The organism is Streptomyces sp. UG1, assembly GCF_049974585.1.
Lineage (GTDB): Bacteria > Actinomycetota > Actinomycetes > Streptomycetales > Streptomycetaceae > Streptomyces.
On record NZ_JBNGGG010000012.1, the window covers coordinates 91873 to 115296 of the forward strand.

23 protein-coding genes are annotated in these 23424 nt (G+C 71.5%); 8 read left to right on the forward strand and 15 right to left on the reverse strand.

Annotated features, from left to right (window positions below; genetic code table 11):
- Positions 1–89: 89 nt before the first annotated feature.
- Genes ACP4J3_RS15600 through ACP4J3_RS15615 form a run of 4 tightly spaced genes read right to left on the reverse strand, consistent with a single transcriptional unit; the run spans position 90 to position 3832 of the window.
- Complete coding sequence (locus ACP4J3_RS15600) at positions 90–1346, reverse strand: ABC transporter permease (RefSeq protein ID WP_426534580.1); 1257 nt, start codon at positions 1344–1346, stop codon at positions 90–92.
- Positions 1343–2059, reverse strand: a complete 717-nt coding sequence (locus tag ACP4J3_RS15605) for an ABC transporter ATP-binding protein (RefSeq protein WP_426534582.1) — start codon at positions 2057–2059, stop codon at positions 1343–1345. Before ACP4J3_RS15605 ends, ACP4J3_RS15600 begins: the two co-directional genes overlap by 4 nt.
- Positions 2056–3324 (reverse strand): hypothetical protein, encoded by a 1269-nt coding sequence (locus ACP4J3_RS15610; protein ID WP_426534584.1) that lies wholly within the window; start codon positions 3322–3324, stop codon positions 2056–2058. Before ACP4J3_RS15610 ends, ACP4J3_RS15605 begins: the two co-directional genes overlap by 4 nt.
- Positions 3311–3832 (reverse strand): hypothetical protein, encoded by a 522-nt coding sequence (locus ACP4J3_RS15615; RefSeq protein ID WP_426534586.1) that lies wholly within the window; start codon positions 3830–3832, stop codon positions 3311–3313. Before ACP4J3_RS15615 ends, ACP4J3_RS15610 begins: the two co-directional genes overlap by 14 nt.
- Before the next feature lie 196 nt (positions 3833–4028).
- On the opposite strand from ACP4J3_RS15615, the gene ACP4J3_RS15620 reads away from it, so the two are divergent.
- The 3 genes from ACP4J3_RS15620 to ACP4J3_RS15630 all read left to right on the forward strand — a co-directional run bounded on the left by ACP4J3_RS15620 (position 4029) and on the right by ACP4J3_RS15630 (position 8711).
- On the forward strand, positions 4029–4730 hold the full coding sequence (locus ACP4J3_RS15620) for a response regulator transcription factor (RefSeq protein WP_426534588.1): 702 nt from the start codon (positions 4029–4031) through the stop codon (positions 4728–4730).
- Entirely contained in the window at positions 4720–6612 is a 1893-nt protein-coding gene (locus tag ACP4J3_RS15625) for a sensor histidine kinase (RefSeq protein WP_426534590.1), read from the forward strand. The genes ACP4J3_RS15620 and ACP4J3_RS15625 overlap by 11 nt, the downstream gene beginning before the upstream one ends.
- A 215-nt stretch (positions 6613–6827) precedes the next feature.
- Entirely contained in the window at positions 6828–8711 is a 1884-nt protein-coding gene (locus tag ACP4J3_RS15630) for a PA domain-containing protein (protein WP_426534592.1), read from the forward strand.
- Positions 8712–8824: 113 nt separating this feature from the next.
- Here the strand turns inward: ACP4J3_RS15630 and ACP4J3_RS15635 are convergent, their stop codons facing one another.
- On the reverse strand, positions 8825–9697 hold the full coding sequence (locus tag ACP4J3_RS15635; RefSeq protein WP_426534594.1) for a DUF4394 domain-containing protein: 873 nt from the start codon (positions 9695–9697) through the stop codon (positions 8825–8827).
- A gap of 231 nt (positions 9698–9928) precedes the next feature.
- Between ACP4J3_RS15635 and ACP4J3_RS15640 the strand changes: the two genes are divergently transcribed.
- Positions 9929–11134, forward strand: a complete 1206-nt coding sequence (locus tag ACP4J3_RS15640) for a PucR family transcriptional regulator (RefSeq protein ID WP_426534596.1) — start codon at positions 9929–9931, stop codon at positions 11132–11134.
- A 59-nt stretch (positions 11135–11193) separates the two neighbouring features.
- Here the strand turns inward: ACP4J3_RS15640 and ACP4J3_RS15645 are convergent, their stop codons facing one another.
- Both ACP4J3_RS15645 and ACP4J3_RS15650 read right to left on the reverse strand, forming a co-directional pair.
- The gene (locus ACP4J3_RS15645; protein WP_426534598.1) at positions 11194–11619 is read right to left on the reverse strand and encodes a spore germination protein GerW family protein; all 426 of its coding nucleotides are present in this window, start codon (positions 11617–11619) and stop codon (positions 11194–11196) included.
- Positions 11609–12439 (reverse strand): class I SAM-dependent methyltransferase, encoded by an 831-nt coding sequence (locus tag ACP4J3_RS15650; RefSeq protein WP_426534600.1) that lies wholly within the window; start codon positions 12437–12439, stop codon positions 11609–11611. Before ACP4J3_RS15650 ends, ACP4J3_RS15645 begins: the two co-directional genes overlap by 11 nt.
- Before the next feature lie 107 nt (positions 12440–12546).
- Here ACP4J3_RS15650 and ACP4J3_RS15655 point away from each other — a divergent pair, with 107 nt between their 5' ends.
- Positions 12547–13002 (forward strand): MarR family winged helix-turn-helix transcriptional regulator, encoded by a 456-nt coding sequence (locus ACP4J3_RS15655; protein WP_426534602.1) that lies wholly within the window; start codon positions 12547–12549, stop codon positions 13000–13002.
- A gap of 100 nt (positions 13003–13102) precedes the next feature.
- On the opposite strand, the gene ACP4J3_RS15660 is transcribed toward ACP4J3_RS15655, so the two are convergent.
- The gene (locus ACP4J3_RS15660) at positions 13103–14422 is read right to left on the reverse strand and encodes a peptidase (protein ID WP_426534604.1); all 1320 of its coding nucleotides are present in this window, start codon (positions 14420–14422) and stop codon (positions 13103–13105) included.
- Between the two features lie 280 nt (positions 14423–14702).
- Here ACP4J3_RS15660 and ACP4J3_RS15665 point away from each other — a divergent pair, with 280 nt between their 5' ends.
- Positions 14703–15374: a DUF1326 domain-containing protein gene (locus ACP4J3_RS15665; protein ID WP_426534606.1), complete on the forward strand. Its 672-nt coding sequence runs from the start codon at positions 14703–14705 to the stop codon at positions 15372–15374.
- 58 nt (positions 15375–15432) lie between these two features.
- On the opposite strand, the gene ACP4J3_RS15670 is transcribed toward ACP4J3_RS15665, so the two are convergent.
- The 3 genes from ACP4J3_RS15670 to ACP4J3_RS15680 all read right to left on the reverse strand — a co-directional run bounded on the left by ACP4J3_RS15670 (position 15433) and on the right by ACP4J3_RS15680 (position 18715).
- The gene (locus ACP4J3_RS15670) at positions 15433–16275 is read right to left on the reverse strand and encodes a DUF2182 domain-containing protein (protein ID WP_426534608.1); all 843 of its coding nucleotides are present in this window, start codon (positions 16273–16275) and stop codon (positions 15433–15435) included.
- Positions 16276–16355: 80 nt separating this feature from the next.
- Entirely contained in the window at positions 16356–17039 is a 684-nt protein-coding gene (locus tag ACP4J3_RS15675) for a hypothetical protein (RefSeq protein ID WP_426534610.1), read from the reverse strand.
- On the reverse strand, positions 17036–18715 hold the full coding sequence (locus ACP4J3_RS15680) for a serine/threonine-protein kinase (protein ID WP_426534612.1): 1680 nt from the start codon (positions 18713–18715) through the stop codon (positions 17036–17038). Before ACP4J3_RS15680 ends, ACP4J3_RS15675 begins: the two co-directional genes overlap by 4 nt.
- A 143-nt stretch (positions 18716–18858) precedes the next feature.
- On the opposite strand from ACP4J3_RS15680, the gene ACP4J3_RS15685 reads away from it, so the two are divergent.
- Entirely contained in the window at positions 18859–19971 is a 1113-nt protein-coding gene (locus tag ACP4J3_RS15685) for a sugar ABC transporter substrate-binding protein (RefSeq protein ID WP_426534614.1), read from the forward strand.
- Here the strand turns inward: ACP4J3_RS15685 and ACP4J3_RS15690 are convergent.
- Together ACP4J3_RS15690 and ACP4J3_RS15695 are read right to left on the reverse strand one after the other, a co-directional pair.
- Positions 19958–20755, reverse strand: coding sequence for an aquaporin (locus tag ACP4J3_RS15690; RefSeq protein ID WP_426534616.1), 798 nt, complete (start codon positions 20753–20755; stop codon positions 19958–19960). The two genes, ACP4J3_RS15685 and ACP4J3_RS15690, sit on opposite strands and share 14 nt — an antisense overlap.
- 39 nt (positions 20756–20794) lie before the next feature.
- Complete coding sequence (locus tag ACP4J3_RS15695; protein WP_426534618.1) at positions 20795–21103, reverse strand: ArsR/SmtB family transcription factor; 309 nt, start codon at positions 21101–21103, stop codon at positions 20795–20797.
- Between the two features lie 50 nt (positions 21104–21153).
- Between ACP4J3_RS15695 and ACP4J3_RS15700 the strand changes: the two genes are divergently transcribed.
- Positions 21154–21588, forward strand: coding sequence for an arsenate reductase ArsC (locus ACP4J3_RS15700; protein WP_426534620.1), 435 nt, complete (start codon positions 21154–21156; stop codon positions 21586–21588).
- On the opposite strand, the gene ACP4J3_RS15705 is transcribed toward ACP4J3_RS15700, so the two are convergent.
- Together ACP4J3_RS15705 and ACP4J3_RS15710 are read right to left on the reverse strand one after the other, a co-directional pair.
- Positions 21552–22214 (reverse strand): response regulator, encoded by a 663-nt coding sequence (locus ACP4J3_RS15705; RefSeq protein WP_426534622.1) that lies wholly within the window; start codon positions 22212–22214, stop codon positions 21552–21554. The two genes, ACP4J3_RS15700 and ACP4J3_RS15705, sit on opposite strands and share 37 nt — an antisense overlap.
- The gene (locus ACP4J3_RS15710; RefSeq protein ID WP_426534624.1) at positions 22211–23338 is read right to left on the reverse strand and encodes a sensor histidine kinase; all 1128 of its coding nucleotides are present in this window, start codon (positions 23336–23338) and stop codon (positions 22211–22213) included. Before ACP4J3_RS15710 ends, ACP4J3_RS15705 begins: the two co-directional genes overlap by 4 nt.
- Positions 23339–23424 lie beyond the last annotated feature (86 nt).

The window sequence follows — 23424 nt, forward strand, 5'->3', positions numbered from 1 at the left end:
ACCGCTGTGGCGGGCAGTGCCCGCCGGTTGAGCCGGCAGGACCAGGGCCCTGGTGCGGGATGCCGCCGAGGAGGCCGATGCAGCGGCGCCTAGGTGGTTGCGAGCGCTTCCGTCGGGGTCAGTCGGGCGGCGCGGAGGGAGGGGTAGACGCCGGCGAGCGTGCCGATCAGGATCGCGCCGGCGAACCCGGCGGCCACCGAGGTGAGGGGGATGACCGGTGGCCAGTGCTGGTGGGTGGCGTAGGCGGCGGTGGCCAGGGTGCCCAGGACGATGCCGGCCAGGCCGCCGAGTGCCGACAGAACGATCGATTCGGTGAGGAACTGGGCACGAATCTGGCCCCGGTTGGCCCCCAGGGCGCGGCGCAGGCCGATCTCCCGGCGGCGTTCGAGGACGGAGATGACCATGGTGTTCGCCACTCCGATACCACCGACGAGGAGGGCGACCCCGGCGAGTCCCAGGAAGAGCGCGGAGAAGGTGCTCTCAGTGGCCCGTTTGGCGGCCAGCGCGTCGGACGGGCGGCTGACCTGGACCACTCCCGGCAGTTCGGGATTGATGGTGGCGGGCAGCACGTCGCGTACGGCCTCGATCTGCGACTCCCTGGCCTTGAGGTAGATCACCGTGGGGTGGCCGTCGAACTTCAGCAGACTGCGCGCGGCGTCCCAGCCGACCAGGACCGAGCGGTCGATGTCCGGCGACAGCGGGGTCTTCTCGAGGATGCCGATGACCGTGAACCAGCGGCGGTCGATGTAGATCTGCGGGGCGGGCTGCCCGGCGGTGATCTTCGGAATGCCGAGACGGGAGGCGGCGACCGAGCCGAGGACGGCCGTGGGGAACCCTTCCGTGTCCGCGCCGAGGAACCGGCCCGAGCCCACCTCGGCGTTGATCGCCTCGAGCAGATCGACCTTGCCGGCCAGGACGGTCAGGCCCGCGTAGTCGTCGGCGCCGACGCGGTCGTTGCGGAAGACCTCGGCATGGGTGTTGGCGACCGCGCTGGCCACGGTGACCGGCCCGATCCGGTCGGCCATGTCCACCGATTCCGGTGGCAGCAGCACCGGTGGGTCCTGCCGGGCGGGCACGGCCTTGAGCATGTTGGTGCCCAGCGCGGAGAGTTCCGCCATCAGGGCTTTCTGACTGGACGCCGGGATCCCCGTGACGACGATCAGGGTGGCGATGCCGATCGAGATGCCGAGGGCGGACAGGGCCGCCCGCACCTTGCGGGTCCGGATGCCCAGCAGCCCCAGGCCCAGGATGTCCAGCGGCGCCAGCCGCACCGGCCTGCTGTCGGCGACCCCGCCGACCGGACGGCTCGCGGCATCGGCGGCGTGCCGCGTCGATGTGATGGTCATGACCAGCCTTCCGTAGCGGCGGAGGCGTCGGTGTCGGTGAGGGTGTCGGAGCGGAGGCGGCCGTCGCGGATCTCCACCCGGCGGGGCAACTGGGCCGCGATGTCCCGGTCGTGGGTGATGACCGCGATGGTGGTCCCCTCGCGGTTCAGCTCGGTCAGCAGATCCAGTACGGCCACGCCGGTGGCGGTGTCCAGTGCGCCCGTGGGCTCGTCCGCGAGCACCAGGACAGGCCGGTTGACGAGCGCGCGGGCGATGGCCACCCGCTGCCGCTCGCCTCCGGAGAGCTGCTGCGGCAGATGCCGGGCACGGCGGGCCAGCCCCACCCGGTCCAGCGCCTGAAGGGCCAGCGCACGGCGCTTGCCGCGCGGCACCCCGGCGTACAGCAGACCGGTGGCGACGTTCTCGGCGGCGGTCAGCCCGTCGGTGAGATGGAACTGCTGGAACACGAAGCCGAGCCGACGCCCTCGCAACGCCGACAGCCTGCGGTCGGAGAGTTCGGCGACGTCCTGGCCGTCGATCTCCACGGTGCCGCTGGTCGGCCGGTCCAGCGTGCCCATGATGTTCAACAGGGTCGACTTGCCGGACCCGGACGGGCCGACGATGCCGAGCAGTTCGCCCTGCTGGACGGCGAGCGAGACGTCGTGGAGCGCCGTGACCCCGCCGGGGTACACCATGCTCGCGCCGCGCACCGCCAGGACCGGGCGCGCGCTCATGAGGTCGTCACCACTTTGGTCCCGGCGCTGATGCCCCCGCCGCTGATCTCCACCATGCCCTTGGAGAACATCCCGGTCTTCACCGCCACCAGACGGCCGTCCGGCAACTGGACCCCGTAGCCGCCCTCGCGCAGTGCCAGCAGGGCGCCGACGGGCACGGTGAGCACGCCCTTGCGAGTCTCCGAGGTGAACCGCACCTGTACCGGGGCGGAGTTCAGTCCGCGCACCGCCGCGGTGTCGCGCAGTGCGATGCCGACGGTCAGCCGGGGCTGCCCGGAGGGGTCGTCGCCGCCCGACGCGTCGCCGGTCCGGACGGTGGCGCCGATGGCGGTGATGGTGCCCGCGGCCGTGGAGTCGTCGGGCAGGCCCACCGTCACCGGGTCGCCCCGTCTCATCGAGCCCGCCTCGGCCGGGTCCACCGCGACGGTCACCGACTTGACGGTGGACGTGACCGTCATCAGGGTCCCGTCGGCCGCGTCGGCCAGTTGCGCCTGTACGCCGTCGACCCGTACGGCACCGGACAGCACCGAGACGTCGCCGACACCCAGAACGCCGGTGGGCGGCATGCCGACCGCGGTCTGCCACCGCTTGACGGCGGCGACGAGGCCGGCGGTCAGGACCCCGTCGCCGCGCTTGACCCGGACGGGGGAGGTGGAGGGGGCGGTCGGGGTGGAGGGGGCGGCGTCCGGCGGGGTGCTCGGCGTTCCCGGGCCCTCCGTGGTCGGCTGCCCTGACGAGTCGTCGGCGGTGATCGGTCGGGGGGTGACCGGTTGCGGGGTGATCCACGTGCCCACCGGGGGCTGTACGCCGATGTCGTAGCCGAGTTTCCTGAGGTTGTCGGCCACCGTCTTCACGTCCGGGCCGGTGGTGCCCCTGGCCTGAAGGGTCCGGTACAGCGGCGTACTGCCGTAGAAGACCGGTACCGGCACGTTGTCCACCCGGTACAGCGGCTCGCCCCGCCGTACCGTGGTCCCCGCCGCCGGCAGCCAGGTGATCAGGCCCGCCTTGCCGCCCTTCACCGTTGTCGTCCGGCCGTAGCCGAGGGTCCCGTCCAGCGTCTGGGCGTTGGACAGGTCGCTTCTGGTCACGACGGCGGTCGCGACCCGCGCATCGCTGCCGACCTCGGTGTCCGGCTTTCCGTCGCGGTTGTGCCACGCCGTCACGGTCACTGCGCCCGCCATGACGACCGCCAGTGCCACCGCCCCGATGACCACCCGCCGTCTGCGCGGCGGACGGGCGGCCCCGGTGTCGTCACTCGTCTTCACCGAACGCCTTCACCTGACAGCCGGTCTGGATTTCGGCGTAGTTGGGGGCGTTCATGCTGGCCCCGTCCTCCAGGCCCCAGCCTCCCTCCACGACCACGCTCTTGATGCCGTGCTCGTTCATGCACTTCACCATGATCCGTACGTCGTCGCTGTAGTCCGGGTTGTTGGCCGGGTCCAACTCCGGCGGATCGAGCGGCTCCTTCCCCTTGCACGCCTTCACGCCGGGGGCGTTCGGGGAGGTCTTGTACTTCTTCTCCACCCCGTTCTCCTTCAGGCAGGCGAGCCAGACGTCGTACATGCGGTTGATGTCGTCCTGGGTGCTGTCCAGCCGGATCTGCGGGCGGCCGGCGTCGGGATCGGCGCTCGGCTGTGCCGAGCCACCGCCCGCCGCCGGGGTGCTGATCGAGGCGACCTCGCCCTGACCGCCCTTGTCCGCGTCGCCGCCCCCGCCACCGCCCCCGCATGCGGTGAGGACGACCAGACCGGTCGCGCCGACGGAGGTGAACACCGCGGCTCGACGAGTACGAGCACGAGTACGGCTGCGCCCGGGCCGCAGGCGAGGGGAGGACCGCCCGCGCCGGTCCGAGCACGCTCGATCGAAGAGGTTCAGCATGGCGCAGACCATGGGCCGCGGATATGAGGATCCTGTCAGGGAGCGATCAGAAACCCGTCTCGTCTCATCTCGCCGCGCCTAATCTGACCCCATGAGCGCCCGTGTCCTCGTGGCCGAGGACGACACCAAACAGGCCGAGGTGATCCGCCGCTATCTGGAGCGTGAGGGCCACACCGCCCTGCTCGTCCATGACGGGCGCGCGGCGCTCGACGAGGTGCGCCGCCACCGGCCCGACCTGCTGGTCCTCGATGTGATGATGCCGGTCGTCGACGGTCTGGACGTGTGCCGCATCCTGCGACGCGAGAGCGACCTGCCCGTGCTGATGCTGACCGCCCGCAGCACCGAGGAGGACCTGCTGCTCGGCCTGGACCTCGGCGCCGACGACTACCTGACCAAGCCCTACAGCCCCCGCGAGCTGATGGCCCGGGTCCGCACCCTGCTGCGGCGAACCCGGGCGGCCGCCACCACGCCGGACGACCCGGTGCTGCGGGTCGGTGCCCTCGCCGTCGACCCCGTCCGCCGCGTCGTCGAGATCGAGGGCCGACGAGTGACCTGCACACCGGGTGAGTTCGACGTCCTCGCCACGATGGCCGCCGAACCGGAACGGGTCTTCACCCGGCGCCAGTTACTGGCCCGCACGCGGGGGGACGACCGTTACATCACCGAACGCACCATCGACGTACACGTGCTGAACCTCCGCAAGAAGATCGAACCCGTCCCCCGAGAGCCGGTCTATCTGCAGACGGTGTTCGGAGTCGGCTACCGCCTCACCGACGGCAGCCGTGGACGCTGAGACGGGGGCGCGGGCCGCCGCGAGAACCGAAGCCGAAGCCGAGGGCAAGGGCAGGGGCAGGGGCAGGGGTGACGGCAGGCTGCCGTTGCGGCGGAGTCTGCTGATCCGGCTGCTGGCGGCGTCGATCACCATCGCCCTGTGCTCGGTCGCGGCCACCGCCTGGCTCGCCGCGCGCACCACCACCAGCGCCATCCAGCGCGAGCAGGGCCAAGTCCTCGCCGACGACGCCCGGATCTACGACACGCTCATCGGCTACGCCGCCGAGCACACCGACTGGTCCGCGGTGAGGCCCACCCTGAGCCGGCTGACCGAGCGCACCGGCCGCCACATCACCCTGACCACCCAGGACCGCCGGCCCATCGCCGCATCCGGTTCCGCCACCACGCTCCCCACGAGAGCCTCAGCGCTGGTCGACCCCCTGCGGGCCGACCCGGCGCTGCTGCCCGGCGTCAAGGCGGACGGTATCGACCCGCGGGCGGTCGGCCCGTACCGACTGCGGGAAGCCGAGCGCAAGGAACTGCTCGACCTCGTGAAGACGCTGCAGCCCTGCATACGCAACGTCGTCGGTTCCCCCGCCCGCGTCACCGAAACACCGAGCGGCCGGCCCTCCCTCGTCATCACCGGCGACAATGAGCTGCGGCAGAAAATCAGCGGGGCGTGCGGCCTGTACACGCTCGACGCCCCCACTGTCACCGAGAAGCGGGCGCTCGACCGGCTCAGCGTCCTGGCCGGAAGCTGTGTGAAACGCCAGCACCTGAAACCCGTGGCGATCGATCTCAGCTTCACTTCCATCGGAAGCGGCGACGAGGCCGCCCAACGGTGCATCGACACCGCCCGCCGCGAGCAGCTCGCCCCGTACGTCGCTCCGCCCGTGCTGCTGTTCGTCGCCACCCCGGCCGGATCGGACGCGCCCGGCTTCGACCTCTCGTCGGCGGGCACGGTCAGGGTCGCCGGGGTCGCCGCTCTCGTGCTCGTCCTCACCTTGGCCGTCACCGTCACCGTCGGCACCCGGCTGGTCAGACCCCTGCGGGCACTGACCGACGCCGCCCGCCGCCCGGCCCAGCAGCACCTGCGGGTACCGGTGACCACCAACGACGAGATCGGTCATCTGGCCGCCGCCTTCAACGACCTGGCGGAGCGCCGCGAGCGTATGGAGGTCCAGCGCAAGGCGATGGTCAGCGATGTCGCCCATGAACTGCGCACGCCGCTCAGTACGATCCGCGGCTGGCTCGAAGCGGCCCAGGACGGCCTGGCCGCCTGTGACGACGCGTTCGTCGCCTCCCTGCTGGAGGAGGCCCTGTTGCTCCAGCACATCGTCGACGACCTCCAGCACCTGGCACAGGCCGACGCGGGCCGGTTCCGGCTGCATCCCGAACCCCTGAACCTGCCAGAACTCCTCCACCACGTGGCCGCCGCTCACCGCGGCCGGGCCGAAACCGCCGGCGTCACGCTCACCACCCGCGTCGAGGACACCCCCACCCTCTACGCGGACCCCGTGCGCCTGCGCCAGGCCATCGGCAACCTGCTGTCCAACGCCATCCGGCACACCCCGCCCGCAGGCGCCGTCACCCTGCGCTGCCGCCGTGCCGACGACGAGGTCGTGATCGAGGTCGCCGACACCGGCACCGGTATCGCCGCCGAGGACCTGCCCCGCGTCTTCGACCGCTTCTGGCGCGCCGACAAGTCCCGCAGCCGCCGGACCGGCGGCAGCGGCCTGGGCCTGGCCATCGTCCGCCAGCTCACCGAGGCCCACGGCGGCACGGTCTCGGTGACCTGCACCCCGCGCACGGAGACGGTCTTCACACTGCGCCTGCCACGCAGCTCCAACAGCGGGTCGACCGGAACCGTTGAAACAGACCCGGCCCTGCACCACGGCGGCTGAAGCCCGAACGCGCCTTGACCGTCGCGGCCTTGTCGCTGCGCGGACTGCGTTCTTGGCCGCCGCGGCCGCTGACTCACCATCCGAAGCCGCCGTCAATACGATCATGTTAACGCGGCTCCACAACCCTTTCCTCACAGGCCACGCACAGAGTAGGTTCCCCTCGCCGCCCCCCGCGCTTCTTCACTCTCACACCAAGGAGAGCCATGGGAAGAGCCATGGGCAGAGCGAGGGTCCGCGTACGTGTCGTGGGCGCTCTCGCCGCGGTGGGACTCGTCGCCGGCGCGTTCGCCGGCGCAGCCCACGCACATGACGGTGTCTCCGCCGACGACGGCGGGATCGACAACGCCGGGGCCACGCACGATCACCACAGCCACCAGCACGGTGGTGACGAGGGCCACCTCCCCGCGAGCGACGAGAACGTCCGGCTCGTCAGCAAACTCGGACTGAAGAACGTCAAACCCGAGAAGATCGCCGATGTCGGCGTCTTCAAGGGGTACGCCTACCTCGCCGCCTGGGGCGGCGCGACCTGCAAGTACAACGGCGTGCACGTGGTGGACATCCGCAAGCCCGCCGCGCCCAAGGAGGTCGCCTTCATCCAGGCGAAGGAGGGCAGCGCGCCCGGCGAGGGCATCCAGACCCTGCACATCGACACCCCGTACTTCGACGGCGATGTGCTGGTCAGCAACAACGAGAAGTGCAAGGAGACCGCCGGCTTCGGCGGCATGAACCTGTACGACGTGACCGACCCGGCGCATCCGACGCCGCTCGCCGAGGGCGTCGGCGACCACACGGTCATGGGCCAGGGCAAGAAGGCCTCCAACGACATCCACAGCGTCTTCGCCTGGGACGCGGGCGACAAGGCGTACGCGGTCATCGTCGACAACGAAGAGGGCCCGGACGTCGACATCGTCGACATCACCAACCCGAAGAAGGCGAAGGTCATCGCCGAGTACGACCTCGACGAAACCTTCCCGCAGATCGTCCAGGACGCGCCCGCCAACCTCACCGAGATCTTCCTGCACGACATGGTCGTCAAGGAGATCGGCGGCCGGCAGGTCATGCTCGCCTCCTACTGGGACGGCGGCTACGTCACCCTGGACGTGACCGACCCGAGGAAGGTCACCTACCTCGGTGACACCGACTTCGCCGCGCTCGACCCCGAGGCGCTGGAGAGCGGTCTCGAGGTCGCGCCGGAAGGCAACGCCCACCAGGCGGAGTTCACCCTCGACAACGAGTACGTCATCGGCGCCGACGAGGACTTCGGGCCGTACGCCCTCACCGCCCGCAACCTCACCGACGGCACGGACATCACGGCGAGCCAGGGCAGCAACACCACACGCCTGGAAGAGGGTCGGGCCATCACCGGCGACTCCGTCTTCGCGGGCCAGGCCTGCAACGGCGACCCGGCCGTCCCCGCCGGCGACCCGAACGCCGTGGACATCGCCGTCGTCGAGCGCGGGGTGTGCACCTTCAGCGAGAAGGTCGCGAACGTCATCGCGGCCGGCGGCTACGACGCCGTACTCGTCTTCAACCGCACCGGAACGGACGCCTGCGACCAGACTCTCGGCATGAGCGTCGAGGGCGACATCCCGACCTTCGGCGTCGCGCCGCGCGGCCAGGGCTTCGCCATCTTCGGGCAGGCCTACGACGACGCGGCCTGCGTGGCCGGAACGGGACCGGCGCAACTGCCGGTGGCGCTCGGTACCAAGGGCGACCGGCTCACTTTCTCGTCGTACTTCGACGGCTGGGGCTACGCGCACCTCTACCGCAACGAGAGCGGCAAACTCACCGAACTGGACACCTACGCCGTTCCCGAGGCGCACGACCCCGCCCACGCGACGGGCTCCGGCGACCTGTCCATCCACGAGGTGGCGGTCTCCGAGACCCGCGCCGACCTGCTGTACTTCTCGTACTACACGGCCGGGCTGCGCGTCGCGAAGATCGTCGACGACAGGATCGTCGAGGTCGGTCACTACATCGACGAGGGCGGCAACAACTTCTGGGGCGCCCAGGTCTTCGAGTCCGGCGGCAAGGAGTACGTCGCCGCATCGGACCGCGACCACGGGCTGTACATCTTCGAGTACACCGGAGGGCTGTGAGGACCGGACGCGGTCGGGAACGGGACCGCGACCGCTGACAACGCGGGGCCGCGCCGATGAGGGCGCGGCCCCGCGCGTCGCGTCGGGAGCTCCCGGGCGGGCCGCCGTACGGGTCAGCTTCCGGTGAGGGTGACCGCCAGGGACGTGATGTTCAGCGGGAACCGGCCGATCGCGGTCGGCTCGCCGGTGACGAGGTTGACGCTGTAGAGCGTCGGAGTGCTCGCGCCGTACGGGGTGAGGGAGGCGAACGCGGCGACCGACGTCGTCTTGCCGCCCGACAGGTAGCTGAAGATGTCCAGGCCCGCGTTGGGCTGCGCGTCGAAGCCGAGGGAGCCGACCGTGGACAGGGTGCCGTTGTTGGCCGGCGCCTGGAGGACGAGGGTGTCCTTCGTGGTGTCGATGCCGTACAGGAGCGTCCCGGTGGCGGCGACCAGGTCGTTGTTCGTGTAGCCGGACGCGGTGACGCCCCGGGTCGGTCCAGTGGACGGCGGGGTCGTCAGGGTGGTGTCCTCGACGGTGGTGTGGTCATTGAGGTTGTGCCGCAGGTTCTGCCCGTTGTCGCTGACCACCCGGAGCCGGTCGGCCGCCGGGTTGAAGTCGAAGCCGAAGTTGCTGCCGTACAGCGGGACCTGGAGCTGGGAGACCTTGGTGACCGTCACGTTGGAGACCTGCGGCGGGGTCTTGATCGTGTAGATGCCGCCCTTGTCGCCCAGGCCGTACAGCAGGCCGTTCTGGACGCGGTTGTCGAGGTCGAGCAGCCTGGTGTCGCCACTGAGGCCCATGATCTGCTGGACCCAGTCGAGCGAGGTCGGCCGGTCGGTGGTGAAGGTGGCCATCAGGGTGCCGTCGCCGGTGATCCCGAAGGCCCGCAGGCTGGGCGTGGCGGCGGCGGCCGAACCGGTGCCGGGCGCGCTCACCAGTATTGCCGCGGAAACGGACAAAGCGGCGGCCGTCGCCGCGAGTCTCTTTCTGATTCCTGCTTTCATCGGTGTTCCCCTCCACACGAATGCGAATTTCGGCCTGCTGACGGCTCCCATTTAGCCGCCTTCACCGCAGCTCCACAAGCGGATGGCGGCACAACGCCGCCTCGATCAGGGAACTTTGCACACCATGACAAATACCCGGGTGCCGCACAGCCCGTCGATTCACGCGAAGTGACAAATCACGTCCGGATTTCGTCTGTCGACCCGCTCACCTGCGATGGCAGGCTCCCGCCCATGGGGAGCCTCTTCGCCGAACTGACCCGGCAGGCGCCGACCAACGCCCGCCGCGAGGTCGACATGTATCAGCGTGAGATTCCGGAGTTCCGTTCCTGGGAAACCAAGCCGAGAGGCAGGGACGAGACGATGGAATACTCGGTGTGGCTACGGCGCCGCACGATCGAACTGTCTCCGGACAACAGCGAACTGACCGACGACGACCTGCGCTACATCACGGCCATCGGCGAGTTACGGGCCGGTGCCGGAATGTCCTCGGATTCGCGGCAGCAGGTACTGCAACTGCACACCACGCTCATGCTGCGCGACATCCATGAGGCGGCCGAGAGCCTGCGCGGCGGCGATGTCGAGGAACTCATGCAGGTGATGACCTGGTTCGCCCCGCAGGGCGACCGCGGCATCGTCGCCTACCAACAGGGGTTCATCACGGTGCTGCGGCGCCGGCTGCCGTACGTCGAGCAGGTCGCCCTGCTGGCCAGGTCGCTGCTGACCGGCGACCCCATGGCCGCGAACCTCGCCGCCGCCCTCGACCTGCAACTCCCCGAATTCTGCGCCGTCACGGTGATCCGCGTGCCGGACAGCCCCTTGGGCGACCTTGATCTGGACAACGAGATCGAAGCGCTCGTGAAGGCCCACCGGGTGCCGGTCGTCTGGCAGCCGGAGAGCGGCACGAGGGGCGGCGAGCTGATCGCCGTCGTCCCGTGTGCCGACGAGGTGATACGGCTGCCCTCCGCACCCGGCGCCGTGGCGGACCTCGTCGGGGACTTCGCCGGGGCACTCGGCCGCCCCTGCGCCGCCGGCACCGCCACCGCACCGCTCGGCGAACTCCCCGACGCCCTCGAACGGGCCCGCCGGATCAGCAGATCGGCCCCGCTGGGCAAGCCGTCCCGCCGAGTACGGCCGCACACCATGGCGGACGTCTTCGTCGAACTCGCGGTCGCGGACGTGCCGTTCGTCGACGCCTGGCTGCGCACGGTGGCCCGGCGGCTCGAACCCGGCCCCGACCTCCTGACCACCCTCGACGCCTACTACCGCCACGACATGAACCGCGGCGCGGCGGCAGCGGCTCTCAACGTCCACCCGCGCACCCTGGACTACCGCCTGCGCCGGGTCGGTGAACTCACCGGCATCGACCCGGCCTCGGCGCACGGCATACGCACCCTCAGCACCGTCGTGACACGGCGGCTGTCGGGGGCGTGGAGCTGACGCCGCCAACCGCCGCTGGCTCGGCCGGCATCGGGGCCGTTGTGTTCGCGGCAGCCCCTTCAGCGCAGCCGGCGTTTCGCCAGGCGGCGGGCGAGGTGGGGGAGGGCTGTGCCTGCCAGGAGCGCGGCCGTGAGCGGGACGATGACGTCCACCCAGGGGTCGCGCAGGGGCTTGTACGTCGCGGTGCCGTCCTTGATCTCGATGAAGCCGACGGGCCGGGCCCCGGCTCCACCGCCGCCGCCTCCGCCCTCGCCGGTCTTGTCCTTGCCGACTTCGCGCCCCACGCCGCCGCCGAAGCCGAAGCCGACCTCGGCGACCGGGATGACGGTGATGCCGTCGCCGACCACGGGTTCGCCGTAGACGGCGGTCACCGAGGCCCGGGCGCCGAGCTTGTCGGCGAGGCGTTCCAGGAGGGTGGCCGAGGCGTGGGCGGCGGTCATGTCCGCCAGGGGAACGAGTTGGGGCACGTCGTGATCAGTGGTCATCGGGGCCTCCTGGGTGGGGGCGTTCGGCGGTGCCGAGGATGTGGGTGGCGGCCGGGGAAGGGACGCGGGTCGCCGGGAAGGGGAACCGGTCGACGCCGGTGACGGTGAAGCCCGCGGCCACGATGGCCGCCTGGGTGTCACGGCCCGTGTGGCAGCCGCCCATCAGCCGGGGCCAGACGGTGGCGTCGAGCACGCGCTGGACGCGCCGCATCGCGGGTGAGCCGGCCTGGACGTGCTCGAAGAACCGCAGTTGGCCGCCCGGTCGCAGGATCCTGTGGAGTTCGGCTAGGGGGTGTTGTGAGAGTCCCGTGCGGTGCCCGCGGTGTTCGGTGCGTGCCCTCGGCGTGCCGGACGAAGGCCCTCGTAGCGGAGTTACTTGGGCCTTTGGCCGGTGCGGCGAGGGTGCGTGCCGGGCGCCGCGGGTGCCGTGCGGGACTCTCACAACACCCCCTGGGGCGGTGTGCTGGTCGGCCACGGAGCAGAGGGTCAGGCATACGACGGCCGCGTCGAAGGTGTCGTCGGGGTAGGGCAGTTGCTCGGCCCGGGCGTCCTGGACCGTCACCGGAACGGGGGCGCCGCGGGCCTGTTCCCCGGCCAGGGCGCGCAGCCGCGGCTCCGGTTCGACGGCGACGACCCGCTTCACCTCGGGCGGGTAGTGCGGGAAGTTCAGCCCGTTGCCCGCGCCGATCTCGATGACCTCGCCGGACAGGCCGGACAGCAGCTTGCGGCGGTGCTCGGCGACGCCGGCCTTCTGCAGGGCCGGGGCGGCCAGGTTGGCGTAGAAGCGGGCGAAGACCGGGTGCTTGATGCGCTGGGGCATGGTGACCATCTCCCTCTGCGGCAGCGTCCCCGCGAGGTCGCTGGGGCTATTCTGATTGCGGGAGGTGCTACATAGTGAAGTCACTTCACGATTCTTCCCCGCACGATATGCCGGAGGGGTTCCCTTCCGCCAGAGTCTCACTCGACCGGCTCTTCGAGCTCGCCGAGGTGCTGGGCGCGATGATGCAGCGGGGAGTGGCCGAGCGCGGTCTGACCACGGCGCGGGCCGGTGTGCTGTGGGCGCTGTTCCACGAGGGGCCGATGACCCAGAGTGCGCTGGCCGGCAAGCTGGGGGTCACGCCCCGCAATGTCACCGGGCTGCTGGACGCGCTGCAGGGCGACGGGCTGGTGGCGCGCGCGGCCCACCCCACCGACCGGCGAGCGACCCTGGTCTCCCTGACCGCAACCGGGCGCGAGGTCACCGCCGAGCTGCGCGGCGGACGCGACGGCCTGGCCGCCCTGCTGTTCGCCGACATGCCTCCCGGTCAGCTCGACGCCTTCACCACCTCCCTGGCCCGGATCATCGAGCGGCTCAAGGCCGTCGGCCCGACCGGGCGGGAGTGAGGGCGGGGTCCGGCCGGGAAGTGTTGCTGAAAGGCCGTCAGACGGGCCGGGCCCGCCTCCCCACGGGGAGACGGGCCCGGTCGTGTCCTCACTTCGCCGGTCAGGCGTCGGCGCCCGCCTTGCGGCGACGGGCGACGACCACCGCGCCGGCGCCCAGCACGAGCGCCGCGGCGCCCGCGAGCCCGGCCTTCGGCAGGACGTCGCTCGAACCGGTCGAGGCGAGCGAGCCGTTGACGCTGTCGCCACCGCTGTTGTCGGTTCCGTTCACCGGGGTGGTGGAAGAGCCGCCCTGCCCGGTGGTGTTGTCGGTGTTGTCGGTGTCGCCGGGCTTGCCCTCGGGGTCCTCGCCCTTGCCCGGGGCGTCGGCCTTGGCCACGATCTGGAACTCGTCGTGCTCGATGCCCGGGTAACCGCCGCAGGACCCGTCCTCGTTCAGGTAGTCGGCCGTCGCGAAGACAGCGCCCTGTCCGGACGGGATGTCCGCGTCGACCTTCAACCGCAGCTTGACGTCGGCCGAGGTCTTCGCCTTGAGGGAGCCGACGGTCACTCCACCCAGCAGGTCGGCGTCGTGCCAGCCCGGGTTCGCGGCCGTGGACCACTCCAGGTCGAGGTAGGAGTCGAGCTCCTTGAGGCCCTTGTCGTCGAAGGCGTGGACGGCCGCGAACGGGTACACCTCGTCCATCGTCCTGTCGGTGCCGTTGGTGACGCGCAGCGTGAAGGTCGCCGTGGTGCCGCCGGCGACCTTGCCCGGCAGCCCGCGCACGACGGTGGTGAGCTTGGGCTCGGCGACGCACTCGCCACCCGGCTCCTCCCCCTCGTCCCCGTCGTCCCCTTCCTCGGCCTCGGCCAGCGCCTTCTTCGCGTCGTTCAGCTTCTTCTCGGCCTCGTCCCGCGCCTTCTGCAGCAGGCCGATCTTCCGGACCTGGGCGACGCGGGCGTCGTCGTGGGCCCGCTGCGCCTCGGCAGCCTTGGTGTCGGCGGCCGTCTTGGCCGCCGCGGCCTCCTCGGCCGCCTTCTCGGCCTCCTCCAGCGCCGTCTGCGCCGCGGCCTTCTCCTCGTCGGTGGTGGCGGCGTCCAGCGCGGCCTTGGCGTCCACGACGGCCTGGTCGGCCTCGGCCTTGGCCTTGGCGGCGGCCTCGGCGGCCTGCTTGGTCTCGATGACCGCGGCCTTGGTCGGGTACGTCTCCGCCTCCAGGCCCTCCTCGAGGAACTTGATGGCGTCCTTCACCGCGACGACGGCGGCGTCGTACTCCTGCTGCGCGAGGTCGACGGCCCGCTCGAGTTCCTCGATGGTCGGCTTCGCCTGCTGCGTCTGCGCGGCGGGCTGGTCGTCGGCGAGGGCGGGCGCCGCCGAGAGGAGGACGACCGGGGCGGTCACGGCGGCGGCGACGGCGGTGGCGAGAACAGAGCGAATCTTCACAAGGGACCCCCCGGTCACATGGCGGAAAAGTGCGATGGGCGTCGCGCTTGCGGAGTACTCACGCGGGCGACGTCCCGGTGATCGTACGGTCTGCATGATCCAGGCCACAGGGGGTTTCTCGCTCCGCTGCCGGAGAAGCCTCCGCGGCCCGCGTACAAATGGCATGTACGGGGACAGTTGCCTACGGAGGCCCCACTTTTTCTGTGAGCCATGTCATCGCAGGTTCTTCACTTGGGTGCAAGCTGGAAGGGAGGGGGGGAAGGGAGAGGAGGGAAGCGAGATGACAGATCAAGGCAGCAGCACCGGTACCGGCACCGATACCCGCTGGCATCTGGCCGGTGACTGGTTCGACGTGTGCAAGTGCGCCATACCGTGCCCCTGTACGTTCGCCCAGCCCCCGACCTACGGCGACTGCGAGGGCGTGCTCGTCTGGCACATCCGGGAAGGCAGCTTCGGCGATGTGCGGCTCGACGATCTCAACGTCCTGATGCTCGGCTCCTTCACCGGCAACGTCTGGGCCGGCACGCACACCGACCCGTACGCCGCGGTCTTCCTCGACGAGCGGGCCGACGAGCAGCAGCGCGGCGCGCTCGGGGCCATCTTCGGCGGGGAGGCAGGCGGGTGGCCGGCGCAGATGATGGAGATGTTCCACCCCGAGACGCGCGGCATGGACTTCGCCCCCGTCCACGTCGAGATCGACGAGGACCTCGCCACCTGGCGGGCCGAGGTCCCCGGCCGGGTCACGGCCACCGCCGAGGCACTCACCGGCCCGACGACGCCGGAAGGCGCACGCGTCCAGGTCCACAACGCCCCGGGCTCCGAGGTCGGACCGGGCCAGGTCGCCACCTGGGGCCGGGCCACCGCCGACCGCGCCGACGCGTTCGGCTTCTCCTGGGATCGCTCGGGAAAGTCGAGCAAGCACTTCCCGTTCGACTGGAGCGGCCCTGACTAGAGCGGTACTGGGCGGACTGGACGGACCGGACGGGCCAGACGGAAAGGTCCTCGGTGCGTCACAGGCCGCCCATCGCCGGCATCGGCTCCTGAAGTCCCGGCAGCAACGCGTCCTGGAACGGTGCCAGCACGGCGAGCACGAGAAACGCGACGCCCACGCCCCGGGCGAGCAGCGGGCCACGGGACCACAGCTTCTCCACGAAGATCACCACGGCGAGCCCGGCCATCGCCGCCACGTTCATCACACCGAGCGGGATCAGGACGACCATCAGCCCCGCGCAGCAGCCGACGCAGTAGGCACCGTGATGGACACCCACCCGCAGGTCGCGCGCCGGCCGCCGGAACCCGGCGTAGCGCACCAGGTGGCCCATGGGGTCGCGGCAGTGCCGCAGACAGACGTTCTTGAGCGGGCCGAGCTGATACAGGCCCGCGAGCAGGAAGGCCACCGCGCCGATCCAGCGCCCGGCGGCCGGCCGGTCGTCCACCAGGCCGCCGGTGAGGGCCAGGGCCGCGTAGGCGAGCAGGCCGAAGGCGGTCCACACCAGCAGGTAGCCGCCCACGAACTCGACGGTGCGCGCGGTCCGCGTCCAGCCGGAGGACTGCCGGCCGATCCCGCGCGCCCACGTGAGGGCCACCGGCGCCATGGACGGCAGCATCATGGCCGCCATCATCGTCACCCACAGCAGCAGGAACAGCGGCAGCGCCATCCCCATCGTGCCGGGTTCGACCCCCATGTCCCCGGCCTGCGCGAGCGTCAGCACCCAGGCAGGCACCGCGATCAGGACGATCAGAAACCAGGCGGCGGCGAGATCACGGGCCGGCAGCAGGCCCCCGCCCGCTCCGGTCGGCGCGGAGGACCGGGCGGACGCGGAGGTGGAGGTGGGGATACGGCTGTGACGCATCGGCGTGTACTCCTGTGGCTGGTTCCAGGACAACACGCATCCACCGACGCCGCGACCGGCGCAGCCGGCCCGGTGAGCGGTCAGGGACAGTCGTACGTGAAGTGGGCGGTGGCCGTGCGGGGGGTTGCGGAGAGGATGCGCAGTTCGGCCCGTGCCGTGTGGTGTCCCTTGCCCTGGAAGGTCCACAGCAGGTGCAGACGTGCCTGTGCCTGCCCCCGCTCCATCACTTCGGTGAGGACGCCCGAGGTCGTGCCGTCGCTGCGGATCCAGCGGTAGGAGAGGGTGCCCGGACGGCCGTTCGTGGCGACGAGGGCGACGACGTCCGCGGTGCCGTCGCATCCCAGTGCCGTCGGGCGGGCCGTGACCGTCACCCTGCTCACCTCGACGGACGGTCCGAGGCGCTGCCAGGCGAGGAACGCGAGGACGCAGAGCACCACCAGCGCGGGCAGCGCGTGTCTGCGCGGCCGTCGGCGGTGGGGCGCGGGAGGCGGTGGTACGCCGGGCAGCGTCCGGTGGGTGCGGTGCGCGACGGCGGCGGTCACGCCGGGGCCGAAACGCAGCACGGTGCCTTCGATGCGATCGGGGGGCGTCGGCGGCGGGGGCCCGGTCCCCGCGTCGGCGGGCCCACTCGGGTGCTCGACGAGGGTCTCGTCCGGTTCGGGTCGCTGGATCCAGTGGCTGGCCAGCACGGTGGCGCTGTACTCGGCGTCGCCCGAACCGGGCTCGGCCGGGGCCGGGGTGCGGTCGTCGTCGCGCGTGGTCATCGGAGCTCACACCGCCTGGTCAGAAGCTGCTGCGAGGCGCCACCACCGGCGGCGGCCGGGGTGGTCGTGGCCTGCACCGCCCAGTAGCAGCCGCGGTTCTGGAAGGTGTGGTCGACGGTGAGCGTGTACTGGGTGGCGCCACTGCGCTCGAAGGTCTCGGACGCGCCGTCCGGGGTGCCGAGTTGTCCTTTCGAATCGCCCGTGTACCACGCGACGGTGAGGGAGACCGGCCCGGTGCCGTCCGTGGTGATGTCGATGGTTGCCGTCGCGGCCGTGGCGCCCGTCTGCTGGAAGGCCGACACCGTGACGTCCTTGACGGCGGGGGCGGCGGGGCCGGCGGGCGGGGCGGGGGAATCGGGCGTCGGTGTGGGTGTAGGCGTCGGCGTAGGCGTCGGCGTCGGCGTCGGCGTCGGCGTCGGCACGGTGGTCTCCCCGGCGGGCGCGGTCGCGGTGGTGGTGGCGGTGGCCGGGGGTTCGTCGGTGCCGGTGGTCGTCGGGCCCGAGGGCGGGAGGCCGGGTGTCGTGGTGGGTGTGGCTGAGGAGGGGGTCGGTGGGGGCGGGGAGGCGGGCGGCGGCGGCTCCGCGCCGGGCTCGGGGCTGGTGGTGGCAACGGCCCGCGCCGTCTTCTGCTGCGCGGCAGCCCCCGGGGTGTACTGGAGTCCGTAGGTCAAAAGGACACCGAGCAGCACGGCGGCGGCCGACACGAGCACCCCGGGCCGGCCGGGCAGCCATGACCGCACACCGCCGTGGCCCGGCTCCCCGTTCAGGACCGTGCGTGCGGTGTCCGTGGTGGTCCGGGCGTCGCCCCGGGCCGAGGGCAGCAGCAGTGGCAGCAGTGCCACCAGCGCGGCGAGCCGGCCGCGGCCGCGCTCCTCCCAGTCGGGGCCGTAGGCGGCGCCGGCCGCCGCCTCCAACTCCCCGACGAACGCCTCGGCCTGCGCGGGCCGTTCCGCCGGATCCTTGGCCAGCCCGCGCCGCACCAGCTCACGCACCGGCTCGGGGGCCTGATCGGCGGGGACCGGCGCGTCGACGTGCTGGAGCGCGAGTTCGGCGAGGTTGTCGCCCGAGTACGGCTTGCGGCCGGTCAGGCACTCGAAGAAGGTGGCCGTGGCCGCGTACACGTCGGCGGCGGGTGAGGCGGGGGCGCCGGTCCACTGCTCCGGGGCCATGTAGGAGGGGGTGCCCGCCACGCCGGCGCTGGTGCCGGCGTCCACCGCGATCCCGAAGTCGACGAGCCTGGACGATCCGTCCGGCACGACCAGGACGTTCTCCGGCTTGTAGTCGCGGTGGACGACGCCGACGCGGTGCGCGTCGGCCAGGCCGAGCAGCGATCCCTTGAGGATGACGAGCGCGGCCTCGGGGTCGAGCGGGGCCCGCCGCTTCAGCAGCGCGCGCAGCGATACGCCGTCCACCAGTTCCATCACGATGGCGGCGCCGTGCGTGCTCTCCACGTACTCGTACAGGCCGGCGACGTACGGGCTCCGAAGTCCGCCGAGCAGCCGCGCCTCCGCCCGGAAGCCGTGCACGAAGCCCGGCCGGGTGCGCAGCGACTCGCTGAGGTACTTCACCGCCACGGGAACGCCGGTCTCCTCGTGCACGGCGAGGACGACCCGTCCGCTCGCCCCCGACCCGAGTTCGAGTGACTCGGTGTATCCGGGCACCGCCCATGTGTCCATTCCAGCCCCCCAAGGCCGCCGCACGCCGCGCCGTCCCCACCCCCTGGGAAGCGACCGGGCCGCGCGGTGAGAGACACATTTCCGGCCACCGCGGTTGCGTATCGCCCGGCCTATCCTTGGCAGTGAAGGGCAGGGAGGTCCCTGTGAGTGCGTACCGGGGTCGTCGTACGGCCGTCTGCGCCGCCGCGTTGTCGCTGGCCGTGTTCCTGGCCGCCTGTGGCGGTGGCGGGGGTTCCTCGGACTCGGGCGGGACCGCCGCCGGCGAGGGTGGCTTCGAGGTCGGGCTGTTGTTCAGCCAGAACATCCAGACTCGCTGGGAGAGGTTCGACAAGCCCTTGATCGAGAAGAGGATCAAGGAGCTGTGCGCGGACTGCAGAGTGCGCTACGCCAACGCCGAGGGGGACGTGGCCACCCAGAAGCAGCAGGTGGAGAGCATGATTAACAAGGGCGTGGAGGTCCTGCTCCTCAGCGCCGTGAACTTCAGGTCGCTCAGTTCCTCGGTCGAGCGGGCGCGTGACGCGGGCGTCCCGGTCATCGCCTACGACGGGCTCGTCGAGGGCCCGATCGCGGCCTACGCCTCCTTCGACAACGAACGGGTCGGCAGGCTTCAGGCCGAGGCCCTCCTCAAGGCCCTGGGAGACAAGGCCGACGGCGGCCAGATCGTCATGATGAACGGTCCCCAGACCTCACCGACCAACGTGGCCTTCAAGAGGGGCGCGCTGTCCGTGCTCGAAGGCAAGGTCAAGATCGGCAGGACGTACGACGTCCAGGCCTGGAGTCAGGAGAGGGCCCACAAGAACATGGTCGGCGCCGTCGCCGCGCTGGGTACCGACGGCATCGACGGCGTGTACGCCGCCAACGACGGTCTCGCCGCCGGCGTCATCTCCGGCCTCAAGACCGCCGGCATCCGGCCGATGCCTCCCGTGACCGGTCAGGACGCGGACATCGAGGCGGTGCAGCGCATCCTCAGGGGCGAGCAGTACATGAGTATCTACAAGCCCTTCAAGGCCGAGGCCGACGCGGCCGCGGAGATGGCCGTCGCCCTCGGCCGCGGCGAGAGCCTCGACGCCATCGCCGAGACGACGGTCGACACGGCCACCTCCAAGGACATCCCCGCGGTCCTGCTGGACCCGATCCCGGTGACCGTGGACAACATCAAGGACACCGTGGTCAAGGACGGCGTGTACACGATCGACCAGATCTGCACCCCGGACATCGTGCCCGCGTGCCAGAAGGCCGGGCTCACCGGTGGATGAGCAGGAGGACCCCCGCCTCACGGCTTCTCGGTCGCCCGGCCCGGGGTGAAGATAGTGCCACCAGGGCCAGCCCCACCACGGCGCCGACGAGTTGCATGCCGATGAAGCCCGCGACCGAGCCTGGCGCGATGCCCGCGAAGGTGTCGGTGAAGGCGCGGCCGATCGTCACCGCCGGGTTGGCGATGGACGTGGAGGAGGTGAACCAGTAGGCGGCGCCGATGTAGGAGGCGACGGCCACGGGGGCGAAGCGGAGGCGGTCGGTGCGGGCCAGGCCGAAGATCAGCAGGATCAGGCCGGCCGTCGCGACGATCTCGCCGAGGAGCAGGTTTCCCGCCGAGCGGTCGTGCGTGGACCACTTCACCAGCGGCTCGCCGAACATCGCGTCCGCCAGGACGGCACCGGCGATCGCGCCGGCGATCTGCGCCGGGACGTACACGGCCGCCTCACGCAGCGTCACCCCGGCGCCGCCACGCCGGGCGGACCACCACTCGGCCAGCGTGACGGCCGGGTTGAAGTGCGCGCCGGAGACCGGGCCGAGCAGCAGGATCAGGATGCCGAGGCCGAAGACGGTGGCCAGGGAGTTGGCCAGCAGCTGCACCCCGACGTCGTCCGTCAGCTCGGTGGCCTGGATACCGGAACCGACCACGACCGCCACCAGCAGCGCGGTGCCGACCAGTTCGGCCGCGGCTCGCGCGGTGAGGGGCCGGGGTGGCGCGGTGGTGCCGGGCGCGGGCTCGGCCACCGGTACGGCGGGCTCCGCGGCGCTCTCGTGCGTGGTGGTCAACGGGGTTCCTCGGTGGTCTCGGGGACGGGAAAGTGCCGGTCAGGGACAGGCCCGTTTGTTGCCGGCGGCCGTGCGGGCGGACTCGGCCAGGTCGGCGAACCGGTCGGCGACCGAGGCGATGACGTCCGGGCGCAGCTTGTAGTACGTGTACCGGCCGCACGGCTCCGTCTCGACGACCCCGGCCTCGCGCAGCACTCTCAGGTGGTTGGAGAGGTTGGTCTGACGGGCGCCCGTCTCCTCCACCAGGTGGGTGGTGCACAGCGTCTCTTCGGCGAGCAGGGTCACGATCCGGAGCCTGAGCGGGTCGGCCAGCACCCGGATCAGGTCAGTGTCGACTGACGTCAGCATGGACTGATACTTTCACATCATCGGTGACTGACACGACAAGAGAGACCGTGATGTCCGACAAACCCTCCGTGCTGTTCGTCTGTGTCCACAACGCCGGCCGCTCCCAGATGGCCGCCGCGTGGCTGACCCACCTGGCCGGGGACCGCGTCGAGGTCCGCTCCGCCGGCTCCAACCCCGGCGACCAGGTCAACCCGGCCGCCGTCGAGGCCATGGCCGAGGTCGGCATCGACATCTCCGCCGAGGTCCCGAAGATGCTCACCGTGGACGCGGTCCAGGAGTCCGACGTCTGCGTCACCATGGGCTGCGGCGACACCTGCCCGGTTTTCCCCGGCAAGCGGTACCTGGACTGGAAGCTGGACGACCCGGCCGGCCAGGGTGTCGAGGCGGTGCGTCCCATCCGGGACGAGATCAAGAAGCTCGTCGAGGGACTGCTCGAGGAGATCGCCCCTCAGGAGTCGCGCGGGGTCACCAGGCCGGATTCGTAGGCGAGGACGACCAGGTGGGCGCGGTCCCGGGCGTGGAGTTTGGTCATGGCCCGGTTGACGTGGGTCTTCGCCGTGAGCGGGCTGATCACCATGCGGCCGGCGATCTCGTCGTTGGACAGGCCCTGTGCGACCAGGGCGACCGCCTCGCGTTCGCGGTTGGTCAGTTCCTCCAGCGCCTTGTCGAGGCCGGAGTTGAGCGGCTGGGTGACGTAGCGGTTGATGAGCTTGCGGGTGATCGAGGGTGCGAGCAGGGCGTCACCGCGCGCCGCGACGCGGACGGCGTGCAGGAGGTCCTCCGGCAGGATGTCCTTGACGAGGAATCCGGCGGCGCCGGCGCGCAGCGCGTCGAAGACGTACTCGTCCATGCCGTAGTTGGTCAGGATGACGACATGCATCCGCTCCAGGGCCGGGTCGGCGGCGACGCGCCGGGTGACCTCGATGCCGTCCATGACCGGCATCTGGATGTCGACGAGCGCGATGTCGGGCAGATGCCGCCTGGCCAGCGACAGGCCCTCTTTGCCGTCGGCGGCCTCGGCCACCACCTCGATGTCGTCCTCGAGGTCGAGCAGTGCGCGGAATCCGCTGCGGATGAGCGGCTGGTCGTCGACCAGCAGGACCCGGATCATGACGTCTGCTCCACGGGGAGTTCGGCCTGGACGGTGAAGCCGCCCTCGTCACGGGGCGCGGCGCGCAGGCGGCCGCCCAGGGCGGTGACGCGTTCGCGCATGCCGAGCAGCCCGACGCCGGGCACCGGAGCGCTGTCCGGCGTCGCCCTGCCGTCGTCGTCGACGCGTATCGCGAGGGTGTCCGCACGGCAGTCGATCCGGACCGACGCCGCGCTCGCGTCCGCGTGCCGGGCGACGTTGGTGAGCGCCTCCTGGACGATCCGGTAGGCGGTCCGCTCCACCGCGGCCGGCATCTCGCCCCGCGGTCCCTCGATCGTCAGCGTCATGTCCAGGCCGAACGTACGGGCTCGTTCCACGAGTTCCTTGATGTGGTCGAGGCCGCGCGGCGGGGTCGTGTCGTCGTCGCGCAGCGCCTGAAGCGTCGCGCGCAGCTCACGGCTCGCCTCCCGGCCGGCCACCTGGATCGCCAGCAGCGCCTCCGGCACCTGCTCGCCGCGTCTGCGGGCCACATGGACGGCGACTTCGGACTGCACCTTGATGATCGAGATCTGGTGGGTGAGCGAGTCGTGCAGCTCCCGTGCGATCCGCAGCCGCTCGTCGTCGGCGCGGCGCCGCGCGGTCTCCTCCCGGGTGCGCTCGGCCTCGTCCGCCCGCCGCTCGGCCTGCCGCAGCGCCTCACCCGCGGCGCCGGCGGCGATCAGCCAGGCGATCTCCAGGGCGCCGCGGGCCCGCGCGAACGCCTCGCCCGTGTCGTGCAGACCCGAGACCAGGGCCGCGAGGGGCAGCAGGGCCAGCAGGGCCACGCTCGCGGCGATGGTGAGGGTGCGGTGTCCGGCCCGTACGGCCGCGTACACCGCGAACAGGTACGCGACGGCGGGCACGTCGAAACCGGCCGCCTGGTAGCCCGCCGCGCACAGCCCGGTGACCGCCAGCACGACGACCGGAGCCCGGCGGCGCGCGGCCAGCGCCAGGCCGCCGGCCGTCAGCAGTGCGTAGCCGAGCAGGTCGGGGCCGGTGGCGGACTGCGGCCCGGACAGCCCGGTGACCAGCAGCGTCACCGCCACGCCGATGGCGATCGCCCAGTCTGTGACCCTGGCGCGGACACCGGAGAGCCCCGTCCTCATAGCCGCACCCTAGCCGGGCGCCGCCGCGGGCGAGTCCCGCTCGCGGACGAGCGGCCGACTACCGCACACGTGGTACTTCGCCGGCT

Excerpts from the sequence above, each read along its gene's own strand:
- ACP4J3_RS15600 (WP_426534580.1), bottom strand. The coding sequence starts at position 1,346 with ATGACCATCACATCGACGCGGCACGCCGCCGATGCCGCGAGCCGTCCG.
- ACP4J3_RS15605 (WP_426534582.1), bottom strand. The coding sequence starts at position 2,059 with ATGAGCGCGCGCCCGGTCCTGGCGGTGCGCGGCGCGAGCATGGTGTAC.
- ACP4J3_RS15620 (WP_426534588.1), top strand. The coding sequence starts at position 4,029 with ATGAGCGCCCGTGTCCTCGTGGCCGAGGACGACACCAAACAGGCCGAG.
- ACP4J3_RS15630 (WP_426534592.1), top strand. The coding sequence starts at position 6,828 with ATGGGCAGAGCGAGGGTCCGCGTACGTGTCGTGGGCGCTCTCGCCGCG.
- ACP4J3_RS15635 (WP_426534594.1), bottom strand. The coding sequence starts at position 9,697 with ATGAAAGCAGGAATCAGAAAGAGACTCGCGGCGACGGCCGCCGCTTTG.
- ACP4J3_RS15640 (WP_426534596.1), top strand. The coding sequence starts at position 9,929 with ATGGGGAGCCTCTTCGCCGAACTGACCCGGCAGGCGCCGACCAACGCC.
- ACP4J3_RS15645 (WP_426534598.1), bottom strand. The coding sequence starts at position 11,619 with ATGACCACTGATCACGACGTGCCCCAACTCGTTCCCCTGGCGGACATG.
- ACP4J3_RS15650 (WP_426534600.1), bottom strand. The coding sequence starts at position 12,439 with ATGCCCCAGCGCATCAAGCACCCGGTCTTCGCCCGCTTCTACGCCAAC.
- ACP4J3_RS15655 (WP_426534602.1), top strand. The coding sequence starts at position 12,547 with ATGCCGGAGGGGTTCCCTTCCGCCAGAGTCTCACTCGACCGGCTCTTC.
- ACP4J3_RS15665 (WP_426534606.1), top strand. The coding sequence starts at position 14,703 with ATGACAGATCAAGGCAGCAGCACCGGTACCGGCACCGATACCCGCTGG.
- ACP4J3_RS15670 (WP_426534608.1), bottom strand. The coding sequence starts at position 16,275 with ATGCGTCACAGCCGTATCCCCACCTCCACCTCCGCGTCCGCCCGGTCC.
- ACP4J3_RS15675 (WP_426534610.1), bottom strand. The coding sequence starts at position 17,039 with ATGACCACGCGCGACGACGACCGCACCCCGGCCCCGGCCGAGCCCGGT.
- ACP4J3_RS15680 (WP_426534612.1), bottom strand. The coding sequence starts at position 18,715 with ATGGACACATGGGCGGTGCCCGGATACACCGAGTCACTCGAACTCGGG.
- ACP4J3_RS15695 (WP_426534618.1), bottom strand. The coding sequence starts at position 21,103 with ATGCTGACGTCAGTCGACACTGACCTGATCCGGGTGCTGGCCGACCCG.
- ACP4J3_RS15700 (WP_426534620.1), top strand. The coding sequence starts at position 21,154 with ATGTCCGACAAACCCTCCGTGCTGTTCGTCTGTGTCCACAACGCCGGC.
- ACP4J3_RS15705 (WP_426534622.1), bottom strand. The coding sequence starts at position 22,214 with ATGATCCGGGTCCTGCTGGTCGACGACCAGCCGCTCATCCGCAGCGGA.
- ACP4J3_RS15710 (WP_426534624.1), bottom strand. The coding sequence starts at position 23,338 with ATGAGGACGGGGCTCTCCGGTGTCCGCGCCAGGGTCACAGACTGGGCG.